This is a genomic window from Psychrobacter sanguinis (assembly GCF_020736705.1).
Taxonomy (GTDB): Bacteria; Pseudomonadota; Gammaproteobacteria; order Pseudomonadales; family Moraxellaceae; genus Psychrobacter; species Psychrobacter sanguinis.
In genome coordinates this window covers 2,487,544-2,501,179 of record NZ_CP085990.1, presented here as the reverse complement: position 1 = coordinate 2,501,179, position 13,636 = coordinate 2,487,544, and the positions used below count along the sequence as shown (strand labels likewise).

Below are 13,636 nucleotides of genomic sequence, written 5' to 3'. Positions count from 1 at the left end.
GAAACTAACCCATAGTTAACCCGTTACACCATTACGTTGTTGCCCTGATAAAAACAACATAAAAACAGCCATAAGGTCTACTTAAAATGACAACCTCTGACACTCAATCACACGCTGAGGCGACCATTCCCTCTTTATCCTATACTGTTCTTATTGGTGCGACGGGCGGTATCGGCCAAGAAATAGCCAAACAATTATGCCTCAATAACAGTCCTGTCATTTTAGTAGGTCGCAACACTCAAACATTAGCCGACTTACGATACAAACTGAGCCAAGACTATCCCAAGCTAGCGATTGAGTCTTATGTATGCGATTTAAGCCTGCCCGCCTCGCAAGATGACTTAGTCAATGCTTTAACTCAATTCACTAGTGGCTCAAATACTATCGACACTGTCATTCTCAATGCTGGGATTAACGACTTTGCACTGTTAACTGACCAAAGCGATCAGTTGCTCGAGCAAATGATGTTGGTCAACGTCTCTTATCCGCTACAACTGATAAAAAGACTATTACCGGTGCTAATAACACAAGGTCAGCCGAGCCAAATTATCACTATCGGCTCAACTTTCGGCAGTATTGGTTATCCAGGATATAGTGCTTATAGTGCCAGTAAGTTTGCTTTACGCGGCGCGACTGAGGCATTGAGCCGAGAATATGCCGATACCAATGTTCGGTTTCGCTATTTTGCACCTCGAGCCACTAAGACTACGATGAATAGCAACGCTGTCATGTCGATGAATCAAGAGCTAAAGGTGGGTATGGATTCGCCTGATATCGTAGCTGCTGCGTTGATTAAATTTATCAAAGGACAACAAGCCAGCCAACATATAGGCTTTCCAGAGCGGTTTTTCGCTTGGCTTAACCGGGCATTTCCGAGCTTCGTCGGTAGTGCTATTGTCAAAGATTTACCCACTATTAAACGCTATGCAAAAAAATAAGCATTATTCTATTAATCCAATAAGGTCTTAACATTTTCTTGATAATAAAATCGTTACTATGATGGGACAGCTTTACGGTAAGACTTAAGGTGCTATGTATTGGCCTAAGCTTCATACCCTCTCATGACGATTTTATAATACAGGAAGCCCCTTATGTCGACCTACGACTCCACATTATCACCCTTAGCTAGCGTATCAAATAGCCCTTCAAAGCCTCGTAATATGTTCAATAAAGTGCCTGAAATCACTCTGATTTTCTGGCTGATAAAAATGATGTCAACCACGGTCGGTGAAACGGCCGCAGACTTCATGATATTTAACTTTAAGCTGGGATTGCCACTTACCTCTTTAATCATGACTGTATTGTTTGCTATCGTTTTGGTCATACAGTTAAAAGCGAAACAATACATTCCTTGGAAGTACTGGCTCACGGTTGTATTCGTCAGCGTGCTAGGTACTTTGATTACCGATAACATGACCGATAATCTTGGCATACCATTATCGTACTCCACCATAGGCTTTAGCTTGTTACTCGGGGTGGTTTTTGCCATTTGGTACGCACGTGAAAAGACTTTGTCTATTCATCACATAGACACTTTCCCCCGTGAGTTATTCTATTGGACTGCTATCTTAGCGACGTTCGCCTTAGGTACTGCGGCAGGTGACTGGTTTGCCGAAGGACTTAACCTAGGCTATTTAACCTCAACCTTAATATTTGCAACAGGCATCGCTATCATTGCTGCTGGGTATTATGGGTTTAAATCGCACAGTGTCTTATTCTTTTGGTTGGCTTATATTTTGACCCGCCCTCTTGGCGCTGCACTCGGTGATTGGTTATCACAACCGTTAAGCAATGGCGGCTTGGGCTTAGGCGTTACCAGTATAAGCGTTGTGTTTTTATTGATGATTGTGGTCTTAGTAAGCTATGAGACCTACAAAAAAAATAAACCCTTTACTGTAAAATAATCTATCTTTGGCAAACTCACTGAGGCTACTTATTATTTATCACTTAGCACTTAGTATTCAATACTGATTAACAAAACTTATTAGTTACTTACAGGGTTGGCGCTTGTTTTACTTGATAAGCTAATTGATAGATTTAATATAAAAAACCGTTTTAGCCCCTGCCGAAAGACAGTGATTAAAACGGTTTTAGACAACATCTGTGATTTAATCAAGCTAAGCGACATTCAACGCTTAAGCTCTACTAAAACAGGGTAAGCTGCATCCCTCTTCTAGAAGAAACCCATAGCCTTGGTACTATAAGACACCAACATATTTTTGGTTTGCTGATAATGATCCAACATCATTAAGTGGTTCTCACGACCGATGCCGGACTGTTTATAGCCACCGAAAGCAGAGTGTGCTGGGTAGACATGATAGCAGTTGGTCCATACTCGACCTGCTTGGATACCACGACCAAATCGGTAAGCTTTGTGTACATTGCGAGTCCAAATCCCGGCACCTAAGCCGTACAAGGTATCGTTAGCAATGTGCATGGCCTCTTCATCATCTTTGAACTTAGTCACAGACAGCACCGGACCGAAGATTTCTTCTTGGAAGATACGCATATCATTGGTACCTTCAAATACGGTAGGCTTAATATAATAACCGCCTTCAAGCTCACCACTGCGGATATCTTGCTCACCGCCAGCCAATACTTTGGCCCCTTCTTGCTTACCAATCTCTAAGTAAGACTTAATTTTTTCTAGCTGCTCTGTACTCGCTTGAGCACCGACCATGGTCTCCGTATCTAAAGGATTACCAAGCTTGATCGCATTGACTCTTTCGATGCATCGTTTCATAAATTTATCATAGATGCTTTCATGCACTAAGGCGCGAGACGGACAAGTACAAACCTCTCCTTGGTTTAACGCGAATAGCACCAGACCTTCTACCGCTTTATCCAAGAAATCATCGTCTTCATCCATTATATCGGCAAAGAAGATGTTTGGACTCTTACCGCCCAACTCAAGGGTCACAGGGATGATATTTTCACTGGCATATTCCATGATTAGGCGACCGGTGCTGGTCTCACCAGTAAAGGCAATTTTATTAATACGAGGGTTTGAAGCCAATGGTTTACCCGCCTCTAAACCAAAGCCATTGACTATATTTAGCACCCCCTTTGGTAGTAGATCAGCGAAGCCGCAAATGTCTATCAAATATAGCAATGAGGCGGGCGTTTGTTCTGCAGGCTTGAGCACAATACAGTTCCCAGCAGCCAATGCCGGTGCAATCTTCCAAAACGCCATCAAAATTGGGAAGTTCCAAGGAATGATTTGACCGACAACCCCTAGTGGCTCATGGAAATGATAGGCCACGGTGTCATCATCAATTTGACTGAGTCTACCCTCTTGGGCACGGATGGCACTGGCAAAATAACGTAGATGATCGATGGATAGAGGGATATCAGCAGCCAAAGTTTCTCGCACCGGCTTACCATTGTCATAGCATTCCGCTACCGCAATCTTTTCTAGATTTTTCTCCATGGCATCTGCCATTTTATTCAAGATACTGGCACGTTCGGCAACACTGGTTTTGCCCCAAGCATCTTTGGCGGCATGGGCAGCATCTAAAGCTTTTTCGATATCTTGTTCAGTAGATCTGGCCACTTGGCAAATAATTTTGCCATCCACTGGGCTGACATTATCAAAATACTTGCCTTCAACTGGAGCTACCCACTCACCATTTATGAAATTATCATATTTTTTCTGAAATTGAACTGGGCTTTTTTCTGTATTTGGAAAATCATATAACATGTTACGTTCCTTGTTGTTTAAGTTATATATGACAGCGTAAGGCTTCCTAGCCCGCTGATAGTAACCGATTCCTCTCAGTTACTTCGGATAATGTAACATATGTTCACTGAAATTTGGAAGAGGTTTTATTTATTTTATTTCTTCATTTCTAATTTCTATTTTTGACTAATGTGTTAACGCTAGTTATACCTTTATTTCTATTAGGGACCACTGTTTAATGCCTTGATATTCTACTGCTCTAACACCCTGTGAGTTATCAAACTATTAACTTTGCTACAAAATTAACAAGCAAATGGTAAATGACAAGGTAGATGAGCTAAGGCAAATACCCCTCATCAGGCAGTATTTCAGTAGGTAGATCTGCCTCCCCCAATGCTTCCAACAGATTTCTCTCGATCATACGAGACAACGTAGTTAGCGGTAAATGGTTGGCCGCCTCTCCAAAAGGGTCGGCTATCTCTTCATTAAGCGCATCTAAACCGAAAAAAGTATAAGCAATCACTCCGCAGACCAATGGGGTCACCCAACCCAATGATGTGGCCAAACCAAATGGCAGCATAAAACAATATAGGTAAGTTGTACGGTGCACCAACAAAGTATAAGCCAGTGGCAGAGGCGTATTATGAATACGCTCACACGCTGACAATACAACGGTCAACGAGGTCAATCGCTCGTCCATATTTTGGATCATAAGATCAGAGGTTAGGTTCTTTTGTCGACATTGCTTTAACTGCTGACCCAATAATCGCAATATATATTCTGGTAAATTGCCGGCTTGACGCGCACTGACATGATGCTCTGGTGCAATAAATTTATCGACATCTTGCCAAGGGGAGGTGTTACGAAGTCTATACCGCAATGCATGGGTAAAAGCAATGGCCAGATTGACCATAGTTCGCTGCGCTTCTAGTCCGCCCTCTGTTTTATCGTCTACAAAAGACATCACCTGCCGGGTGAAGCTACGAGACTCATAAACCAGTTGTCCCCATAAGATTCTGGCTTCCCACCAGCGTTGATAACTGGCATTATTACGAAACCCTAGAAATAATGACAAGGCTATGCCTAATAAGGTCAAAGGCGCAGCGCTGTAAGAGGAAAAGGAGCTAGGTATCCAATGCTGGACCGCTGAAATGATCGTACTCATCAAGATTATAAACAGCACTTGACGATAGATATGGGGAATAATGGAGCCGCGCAACGTAAAGAGTATCTTAAATGCATTGGGTTTTTGCAACACAATCATGACTGCTTCCTATTGATGTAATCTTAGTATGCGCAGTATCAATTACTAACTAAATAAGGTCGATGATACAGTTCACCTATTATCTGGAGAAATGGGCGGACTATTTTAACATCAAACTTAGTCATAGCTCGACTATTGTCGTCACGATTAGTTGCTTCTTCCAAACAGTTCTTGTGAGGATAGTAAAGGCTTTAAGCAGACTCTTTAATCAACTCTAAGGCAGGTTAATACTTATTACCAACCTGCCAAAGTCTTATCTCTATATATCTGAGACTAAAAGCCACACTTTATCGGTTTCTACTGCTTGATAATCAGCATCACCAAGGGTTTGCTTTCTTAACAAGCGACTGCTATCCAGTTCTTGTATATAGGCTAAGTCATCCGGATCAGCCAGATTGTAAAACTGAATGTGACGATACAACGTCCACTGATAGCCATCTAAAAATTGTGCGGTCTGCTCATTATAATGGTTAGAGCTTTTGATACCATCGTCCGGCTGTCTCTCTACTGGCTCAAATACGTTAGAGAAGTCCATCGGTTCTTTAATAGTGCATAGTACTTGAGAACGGCTTATGCTTTGCTCAAATAACCAAATGGCCAGATAGTAAGGCCCATCTAACTGCTGCAAAGTGTTTTCCCACGACTGATATATTTTTAACAGATTGGCAATAAGCAAGGTTTCAAGCTCGCCGGTTGGCTCTGCAGGGATGCTATTGATTAACAGCGAATCCGACCAAGGTCGTACCCAAAGCTTGGCGTAATCATGATTCGTCTGTTGTAACCTGTTTAAATCCAAGGTTTTATAATACTCACCCCACTCGTTGATTAAACGTTTGCGGCGATTAATACCTCTGACTTTTCGGTATCTTATTTTATTATTACTCATGTACGACTCTATTTATCGTAGGCCTCAAATAATTTTAGAACCACTAAAGGTGTTTTTATATAGCGGTAAGTTATGAACTACCCGCCATCTGTAAAGGTGGAGGATTTCTGCTATTAGAGTTTAAATAAACTGAGTATTATTATTTTATTTATACAATTCATTCATTCCAAAATTAAGACCTTATTAATTCGCATACTTCCGACCTTTAGAGTTAATACAAGTCTTTAGATAACTATCTATTTCATTATTATAGATAACATTAGGATCATTTTTCCTTTCATAGTTATCTTCTAGTGAATTATGATTTAGCGATATATCTTCATGAGAAGGTTGGGAGTCATATAGAGAGATAGGCTTTTTAACAGCTTGATATGCTTCCGTCTTACATTCATCATAATCTTTATCAGAAACAGTGGAATGAGAGATGGAATAGGGTCTATCTGAACAAGCTGTCATAACACCTGTTGTTAATAATGCAAGCAGTACTAAAGGTAGCTTTGTTTTCATAATAAATCCTTAAATAAGATTAAATAGCTTGAAAAACAGTAACTTAAGACTCAATCAAATAAAGAATACATCAATCCGCATTCTGTGTCTTTAGCACTTACATTCATTTACTTAATATTTTTCAGTATTTATTGAATTAGCAAAACCTAATAATCAATCTTACCGCGAAGCACCTTTGTTCTACCCCGTTGTACTTTTTGATCCACCCGTTTGCGCTTTGCATTTCTACTAGGTTTGGTAGGTCGCCTAGTAGGATTGATGTGCGTTGCTGACACAATGAACTGCTTAAGGCGTTCCATAGCATCTATTTTATTACGCTCTTGAGTACGATATTGTTGCGCCTTAATAATGAGCACACCGTCTTTGCTAATGCGATTGTCTTTGCTATTTAATAACTGTTGTTTTTGTTCATCACTCAAGCTTGAAGCGTTAATATCAAAACGCAGATGAATGGCCGACGATACTTTATTAACGTTTTGCCCGCCAGCACCTTGAGCACGAATCGCCGTAATTTCTATATCGCTTTCGTTTAGGGATATTTTGTCGTTAATAGTTATCATAGTTATTCCACAGTACCGATAACATTCAATAAATGACCGGTTTTTAGATAAATAGTGGCACCATTCTCTCCAGCTATTAAGTTGCGATGATTGCTTAACTCACTGCCTGCGGGCAATCTTATCCAGCTTTGGGGTCGATATAGAGTTTCTGCATCTACAAGCATACCTTCAACAACTAATATTTCCGCTCCCCCAGACATATTGTTGCTATCGGCAACACTGTCTATAGCCAAATTATCACCAAATACTGGCTCGCCAGCTTTTATACGCTGCAAGCTCACCTGCTCGTAATCATCTGAAAATAGCTGACAAACCTCACGACCGTTTGACGTTTGCCAGTGGCTAGCGTCATTGGTATTAATCGCCACATAGCGGGTTTCGGATTCCGGCATCTGACGTAGCTTAACAAAAATTAAGGCACCCTCATCGCTATAAGGTCTATGACCTGAGTTTGGAGGATTCCGCAAATACCAACCAGTTGGATAATGAGTGTCATCTGCTGAAAATATCCCTTCTAGTACTAATATCTCTTCGCCACCAGGATGCTCATGATGCGGAAAATAGGACTGAGGAGCATAACGTACCAGACTAGTTGCGCGCGCCTTTTCAGCCCCTATTCGGTCTAACATCATTCGCTTCACGCCACCTTGAGGCGATGCTACCCATTGGTGTTGTTCAGGTTTTAAGCTGACAGGTTGAGAAAAATCTGCATTAATTAACATATATCTAGGCCTTTGGTATTCAATATGAGCGTAAGTTAAGTCTGTAAACAAATTCGATAGATAAGCTTTTATGGTGCTGTTACACCGAAACACCAAACAAATTACCAATAATAGTCGTGGCAACCATCGCCAAAACCCCCCAAGTAACTACCCTAGCTGTCGCAGGGACAACTGGTGCACCGCCTAAACGCGCTGAGACCACACCCAATATCGCTAAACCAAATACTGTTAACGCTGCTAAAGAGTAGACCAACGTATGCGCTGGAAACAAAAATATACCTATCACTGGCAGCACACCGCCCGCTATAAACGCCAATGCAGAAGCTATGGCCGCCTGTAGCGGATTGGCTTGACTGATTTCGGTAATACCAATTTCATCTCTGGCATGCGCCTCTAAGGCATTGTGTTCGGTGAGTGCTTTTGCCACTTGATGCGCAAGTTCAGGCTCGAGCCCACGTTTCTCATAGATGCGGGTCAATTCTAACAACTCACGTTCTGGATTATGATGCAGCTCATATTTCTCTTTTCTCAAATCGGCTTTTTCAGTATCTGCTTGTGATGACACAGAGATATATTCACCTGCTGCCATCGATAATGCGCCTGCTGTTAACGCGGCAAATCCTGTTAATAGTAGCGCTTCATGGCTTTGATTGGCAGCAGCGATACCGACCAATAAACTCGCCGTTGAAATCAAACCATCGTTAGCGCCTAAGACGGCCGCTCTCAACCAGTTATTTCTATCGCTTAAATGTGCTTCTGGGTGTATTGAATTGGGCATAATTGTTCTCTTCAATATTTTATGGCTGTAATACTTTAATGGTTATCCTATTATAATAGCTGTAAAATTATTATCTTTATAAAACCTTATAGATACTAGGGAGTTTTTCTATTGATTAATAAAACGTCTTATCCATCACGTTTCTAACTGCAAATTGGGCCTTAATATTGGCTTTGTTTTAAGCCGTAAATGACAAATATTTGCTACTATATAAGCCTATTTTAACCATACCAATAATTTAAGATAGTGTATGAGCGAAAATATTCTCAGCACTAGATAGCATACTTATTATAAGCTGCCGCTTCTAAGGCTTTAATTATGACGACCTACATATTAGATACTGAAACTACTGGACTGGTAGACCCGCACATGACTGAGGCGGCCTACTCCATTATTGATATTATTAATGGACAAGTACAGGTATTACAAGCACCTAGAGACAAACGTTTCAATCCATTGAAGCCCATCAGCTTAGGCTCTATGGCAACCTCGCACATCTGTGATGAAGACGTGGCCAATGAGCCTCCGCATACCGATTTTAGATTGCCTAGCAGTGTTCAGTATTTGGTCGGTCATAATATTGACTATGATATGCAGGTATTAAAAAATGCGGGGGTCACGCACACGCCCAAGCTTATTTGCACTAAAGCCATGTCTAATTTCTTGTTACCCACTTTAGAAAGCCACACTTTAGTAGCATTGTTGTACCATTTTCATCGTGATGTGGCACGCCGTGATGCCAAACAAGCTCATGCAGCCGTATATGATATTTTCTTTACTCAATTAGTGCTTAGCAGCTTGATTGATTTGGCCAATAGCCAAGGTCACTCCATTACCGATGTAGAAAGCTTATATCAATTCAGTGAATTGGCCCGTATCCCTACTCACTTAAGCTTTGGCAAATATAAAGGTCAAGCCATTGCTGATATAGCGGCTAATCCAGATGGTGCGGGTTATCTTAAGTGGCTGTTAAATCAAGACAGTGTCGATCCTTATCTGGCTCAAGCTTGCCAGCAAGCACTTCAAGCAGGCTAGTTCGTAATAACGAGGCGTTTTAGTATTAGGCAGTAAACGCTTCCAGCGAACAAAACTTCTTATAGAAAACCTACTTCTTATAGCAAACCTTAGGCCATCGATCTTTGGGTATCTATCAAAAAGCGAAAGTCCAAACAAGGACTTTCGCTTTTTTTTGTTTAGGTTTTATTCATCTAAATTAAGTGCTCAATAAATACATTTCTAAAATTATTTAGAGTAATCGATTGGCAATATGAAATATCTATAATTTTCTATTATAAGTTAACAGGCTTTTTTTAGTAGCTACTGCCTTGTAAATATCTAGGCATGACTATTGCAATGCTTGTTATAAACGATGACCAATACTGAGGAATAATAAAAGTAGAATTTTGTGGTGATTTTTCAAAGAGAAAATAATTTTGAAAGCAAACAGTTATTAATATTTATTCTCATCTTTCATTAATAAACTTTATACACATTTAATGATTGCGTTAACTTCTAGTAATTTTTAATAGAGGCTATAAAGGTCTTATGTTAAGTTTTATTAAGACAGTATTTACTTTAATAAGTCGGTGATATATTACTATTAATTATACAAATTAATATTGAATAATAAAAATTGATTTAGGGTTACTTAAAAATACTATTATAAAAGTCTAAGACTCAAACTCTAAGTAAAAAATGAACCAAAATTTTACTTACAGTCCTTTGCTGAAAGCCTTTGCACTTAATTATTCTAATTTTTAACTAATCATTATTAGTTGTCAGATAAAACCAAGGATAATCCATGAGTGACAGACCGCTAAATTTTCATACTATAAAAAACGATAAAAAAAGCATAAATACTATAGTAAAAGACTTTAAACCGCTACTCGCAAATGAGCAGATATTAACTTTAGGCAATTCTAGCTTGGATAAACCTGCCTTAAATACTTATATCTCAGATATCCATAAATCAAATGCCTATAAATTGGATAAATTAAGCTCTGACAAACTAAATACTCAGAAACAGGTAGCTTTGAGTTTTCAAATTATGACTCGAGCAGAGCCACCAGAGCTTGTGATAGAGACTATTAAATCATTATTGGCCGTAAAAAAACCTGAAGATGAAATTCTTATTATTGATAATAACAATCAAGAAACCCACTTATATCAGCCTCTGTCAAACTACTGCAATAAACTACATCCTAAGTTAAACGTTCACTTTTATCATGTCGATTCGGTGAAGGGTTATAAAGCAGGTGCGCTCAATTTAGCGCTTCAGCTGATGGATGATAACTGTACTCACATCGTGGTCGTAGACAGTGACTACCAAGCGCTTCCTCATGCAAGAGCGGCTATTGCCAATGCTATCGCTACCTATCCTAAGCATACCTTGCTACAGTTCCCCCAGTTTTATCGCAGTAGTGCTCAAACTGAAGTGCAAAGTGAGTTAAACCATTATTTTAATCATCACTTATTGCGCTCTTTTAATTGCTCAAAAGCCTTATCTACGGGTACTTTCGCTGTTATTAATCGTCGTGACTTGTTAGCACTTGGTGGTTGGTCTTCAGCGTCAATTACTGAAGATGCGCAGATGGGGGTTAAAATGCACCGTAGTGGGTTATTTAGTCAATTTATACCTGAAGTTATCTCTACAGGGCTATTGCCTCATACATTGAAAGACTTGATGTCACAGCGTCAACGCTGGATATACGGAAATATGCAGGTGCTTAGCGGCTATTTTAATTCTGTACCCGCCTCTAAAGTTGATGTCACTCAAACATCAACACACTCAGCTTCAACCACAACATCTAAAGACAGCGCTGCTTCTAAACACAACCAGAGTATGGGTGAAAAACTGGAATATTTGCGGGCCCATTTTTCTCAGCTCACAGCTTGGGTTAACTTTACCGGTCCGTTTATTGTGTTGCACTTTTTTGCTTTACTCATGATTGTGGCGTCTACTATTTATCCTATTTCTAAAGCGGCTGTACAGTTGCCTTTGATGATGGTTTATAGCGGTTATGCGTTTTTTGTGATTCGACGTTTGATGGCTTATTTAAATGATAAGGCACCTCTCAATAAGCAGGTCAATCATCAACATCAATTTACCCTTAAAGGCAAACTTCGTACTTGGCTTATGCACCTTAACTTCTGGGAGCTGGGAGCCCTATCTTGGACGCCCGTGTTGTGGGGGCAGAATAAACCCTTTAACTGTACGCCAAAGCACAACTTGATGACCGATGATACTGCCCCATGGTTAGAGAGTCTGATGGTTGCGCCCAAGCTGTTGTTGCTATTAAACCTATTCACCACTGTGATGGTCTCACCGCTGACTGACTTTTATTCGCCTGCACTGTTTGTCTGTGCGGTTAGCTTCCTGTTGCTAAAGGTTGCTTCAATAATGGTCGCTATTGACAACTTCTCTGCCGCCAAGACTCAAAAGCCGGTGAAAATAGCCACAATGCGCTCAGAGCAATATATTAATACAGTCGCAGGCCAGTTTGTCGGTCCGACACCCACTAGATTAGCCATGAAAACGACGTTAGATCGTTCTAAGTTAGAGGCAACTGCCAAACTAGACAAGCTAGGTAAGGTTATTGAGAAATCTAAGCTGTCTAATCTAGAAGCTTCTAATAATCAACAATTTATTAGTAAATCTGATGTGACTTATTTTGATAAGAAGCAACTTTAAGCGCCTGTTGTTATCCGTGTACTTAGTCATGGGTATGCTGAATTTTAGCTTTAAACAATTATTTTTAAACAATGATCTTTGAATCATTAATAACTTTATAAACTTATATTTTTACGACTTTTCGTCTTGAGACCCCTATGTTATCTTCTCCTGTTACAAGATCCGCTCAGCAACCTGCTGAGTCATTTCAAAATGATCCTTATATTGCTACTAACCCCCACTCGCCTGCCCCGCTACGAATAGCGGTTATTGCCCACTCGCTATACCCTATTGCCGAGCCTTATGCTGGCGGGTTAGAGAAGATGACACATTTAATATGCGATGGCTTAGTAGATCTTGGTCATGAAGTGCTGTTATATGCACACAAAGACAGTAAAACAAAAGTGACGTTAATCCCGTTACTTACTGAAGATGAATTTGATCAGCTCATTGGAGAAACAGGACCTGAAAATTTATCAATGAGCCGTGAAGAGCTACACAGTTACTTAGCTTATCAAATGGCAATGCGCGACATCATTGAGCGTGATGAACATGGTGACATTGATATTGTCCATAACCACAGCTTACACCATATACCTATGATGACTGGTCAAGCTTTTGGGCCCCGTTTTTTTACCACCTTTCATACTCCTATTTTCCCCACACTGCATCTGGCACTTCTAACGCTCAGTCAGGGTACCAGTACCCAATTTACAGCGGTGAGCGAATATCAGCAGCAGCTTTTTTCAGAATTTGTGCCCTCCCACGTGGTCTACAATGGTATCGATATAACCTCTTTTACTCCCAATCTAGAGCCCATTGAGGAAGAGGTGTATTTTTGGTGTGGTCGTATTTGCCCAGAAAAAGGCACCCATTTGGCAATGCAGTATTGCAAACAGGCCAATAAGAAACTGATTATTGCCGGACCAAAGAGTAATGAAGGATATTTTAACGAGCATGTTGAACCCTTATTGCAACAAGATGCAAGTCTTGGTAAAGACAAGCTGTTTAACTATGTGGGTCATCTTACTAACTCTGAGATTAATCAATATCTACGCCAAGCCACCGCTATGCTATTTACGAGCACCTGGGATGAGCCCTATGGATTAACCCTTGCTGAAAGCTTGGCATGTGGCACACCAGTACTAGGATTCGATGCAGGAGCAAGCTCTGAAATTATCACGCCGGAGACAGGTATTATCGTCGCCAAAGAAGATGCAGACGCTTTCGTACAAGGCTTTAACGAGATTAAAAATATTTCGCGTCAAGCTTGTCATGAGCGCGCCTTACAGTTTTGCTCTGTGCAAGCGATGGTAGAGGGCTATTTAGATTTATACTACCAAACGCTAGATCAAATTGACTCAGCCTTATCAAACACCACACGAGCCAGCCAATCAGCACGCCAGCAGCCTGATTGGCAACATCTAGTGGATTGTGCTGACAATATTAAAGGTACGCATAGCCTTAGACGTCAGACTGATAGCTTTATTAATATTGATGCCGACGCTCAGCAGCCATTGCTGCAGCCTGTTGACCTCGCTATTTCAAATTTTGGTCAGGAATAACATCA

At 40.5% G+C, this 13,636-nt stretch carries 12 protein-coding genes; 5 read left to right on the top strand and 7 right to left on the bottom strand.

The window, feature by feature from the left end; genetic code table 11:
- Positions 1-86: 86 nt before the first annotated feature.
- Both LK453_RS10640 and LK453_RS10635 read left to right on the top strand, forming a co-directional pair.
- Positions 87-938 (top strand): SDR family oxidoreductase, encoded by an 852-nt coding sequence (locus tag LK453_RS10640; protein WP_201537953.1) that lies wholly within the window; start codon positions 87-89, stop codon positions 936-938.
- A gap of 153 nt (positions 939-1,091) precedes the next feature.
- Positions 1,092-1,904, top strand: a complete 813-nt coding sequence (locus LK453_RS10635) for a COG4705 family protein (RefSeq protein ID WP_265088903.1) — start codon at positions 1,092-1,094, stop codon at positions 1,902-1,904.
- 269 nt (positions 1,905-2,173) lie between these two features.
- Here the strand turns inward: LK453_RS10635 and exaC are convergent, their stop codons facing one another.
- The 7 genes from exaC to LK453_RS10600 all read right to left on the bottom strand — a co-directional run bounded on the left by exaC (position 2,174) and on the right by LK453_RS10600 (position 8,396).
- The gene (exaC, locus tag LK453_RS10630; protein WP_201537951.1) at positions 2,174-3,700 is read right to left on the bottom strand and encodes an acetaldehyde dehydrogenase ExaC; all 1,527 of its coding nucleotides are present in this window, start codon (positions 3,698-3,700) and stop codon (positions 2,174-2,176) included.
- A gap of 316 nt (positions 3,701-4,016) precedes the next feature.
- Positions 4,017-4,943, bottom strand: coding sequence for a bestrophin family protein (locus LK453_RS10625; protein ID WP_201537949.1), 927 nt, complete (start codon positions 4,941-4,943; stop codon positions 4,017-4,019).
- 259 nt (positions 4,944-5,202) lie between these two features.
- Positions 5,203-5,829, bottom strand: a complete 627-nt coding sequence (locus LK453_RS10620) for a hypothetical protein (protein ID WP_201541945.1) — start codon at positions 5,827-5,829, stop codon at positions 5,203-5,205.
- A 183-nt stretch (positions 5,830-6,012) separates the two neighbouring features.
- Positions 6,013-6,336, bottom strand: a complete 324-nt coding sequence (locus LK453_RS10615; protein ID WP_201537945.1) for a hypothetical protein — start codon at positions 6,334-6,336, stop codon at positions 6,013-6,015.
- A 146-nt stretch (positions 6,337-6,482) separates the two neighbouring features.
- A complete protein-coding gene (gene arfB, locus LK453_RS10610; RefSeq protein ID WP_201537943.1) occupies positions 6,483-6,896 on the bottom strand; it encodes an alternative ribosome rescue aminoacyl-tRNA hydrolase ArfB in 414 nt (137 codons plus the stop codon).
- Positions 6,897-6,898: 2 nt separating this feature from the next.
- Complete coding sequence (locus LK453_RS10605) at positions 6,899-7,618, bottom strand: cupin domain-containing protein (protein ID WP_201537941.1); 720 nt, start codon at positions 7,616-7,618, stop codon at positions 6,899-6,901.
- A 79-nt stretch (positions 7,619-7,697) separates the two neighbouring features.
- Positions 7,698-8,396: a VIT1/CCC1 transporter family protein gene (locus LK453_RS10600; RefSeq protein ID WP_201537939.1), complete on the bottom strand. Its 699-nt coding sequence runs from the start codon at positions 8,394-8,396 to the stop codon at positions 7,698-7,700.
- A 318-nt stretch (positions 8,397-8,714) separates the two neighbouring features.
- On the opposite strand from LK453_RS10600, the gene LK453_RS10595 reads away from it, so the two are divergent.
- The 3 genes from LK453_RS10595 (at position 8,715) to LK453_RS10585 (ending at position 13,631) form a co-directional block, all read left to right on the top strand.
- A complete protein-coding gene (locus tag LK453_RS10595) occupies positions 8,715-9,431 on the top strand; it encodes a 3'-5' exonuclease (protein WP_201537937.1) in 717 nt (238 codons plus the stop codon).
- A 766-nt stretch (positions 9,432-10,197) separates the two neighbouring features.
- Positions 10,198-12,087 carry a glycosyltransferase family 2 protein gene (locus LK453_RS10590; RefSeq protein WP_201537935.1) on the top strand — a complete coding sequence of 630 codons (1,890 nt, stop codon included), beginning with the start codon at positions 10,198-10,200 and terminating at the stop codon, positions 12,085-12,087.
- A gap of 137 nt (positions 12,088-12,224) precedes the next feature.
- Positions 12,225-13,631 carry a glycosyltransferase gene (locus LK453_RS10585; protein WP_201537933.1) on the top strand — a complete coding sequence of 469 codons (1,407 nt, stop codon included), beginning with the start codon at positions 12,225-12,227 and terminating at the stop codon, positions 13,629-13,631.
- Positions 13,632-13,636 lie beyond the last annotated feature (5 nt).

Bases quoted from the DNA above. Each gene is read 5' to 3' on its own strand.
- LK453_RS10640 (WP_201537953.1), top strand. From the start codon at position 87: ATGACAACCTCTGACACTCAATCACACGCTGAGGCGACCATTCCCTCT.
- LK453_RS10635 (WP_265088903.1), top strand. From the start codon at position 1,092: ATGTCGACCTACGACTCCACATTATCACCCTTAGCTAGCGTATCAAAT.
- LK453_RS10625 (WP_201537949.1), bottom strand. From the start codon at position 4,943: ATGATTGTGTTGCAAAAACCCAATGCATTTAAGATACTCTTTACGTTG.
- LK453_RS10605 (WP_201537941.1), bottom strand. From the start codon at position 7,618: ATGTTAATTAATGCAGATTTTTCTCAACCTGTCAGCTTAAAACCTGAA.
- LK453_RS10620 (WP_201541945.1), bottom strand. From the start codon at position 5,829: ATGAGTAATAATAAAATAAGATACCGAAAAGTCAGAGGTATTAATCGC.
- LK453_RS10615 (WP_201537945.1), bottom strand. From the start codon at position 6,336: ATGAAAACAAAGCTACCTTTAGTACTGCTTGCATTATTAACAACAGGT.
- exaC (WP_201537951.1), bottom strand. From the start codon at position 3,700: ATGTTATATGATTTTCCAAATACAGAAAAAAGCCCAGTTCAATTTCAG.
- arfB (WP_201537943.1), bottom strand. From the start codon at position 6,896: ATGATAACTATTAACGACAAAATATCCCTAAACGAAAGCGATATAGAA.
- LK453_RS10585 (WP_201537933.1), top strand. From the start codon at position 12,225: ATGTTATCTTCTCCTGTTACAAGATCCGCTCAGCAACCTGCTGAGTCA.
- LK453_RS10590 (WP_201537935.1), top strand. From the start codon at position 10,198: ATGAGTGACAGACCGCTAAATTTTCATACTATAAAAAACGATAAAAAA.
- LK453_RS10595 (WP_201537937.1), top strand. From the start codon at position 8,715: ATGACGACCTACATATTAGATACTGAAACTACTGGACTGGTAGACCCG.
- LK453_RS10600 (WP_201537939.1), bottom strand. From the start codon at position 8,396: ATGCCCAATTCAATACACCCAGAAGCACATTTAAGCGATAGAAATAAC.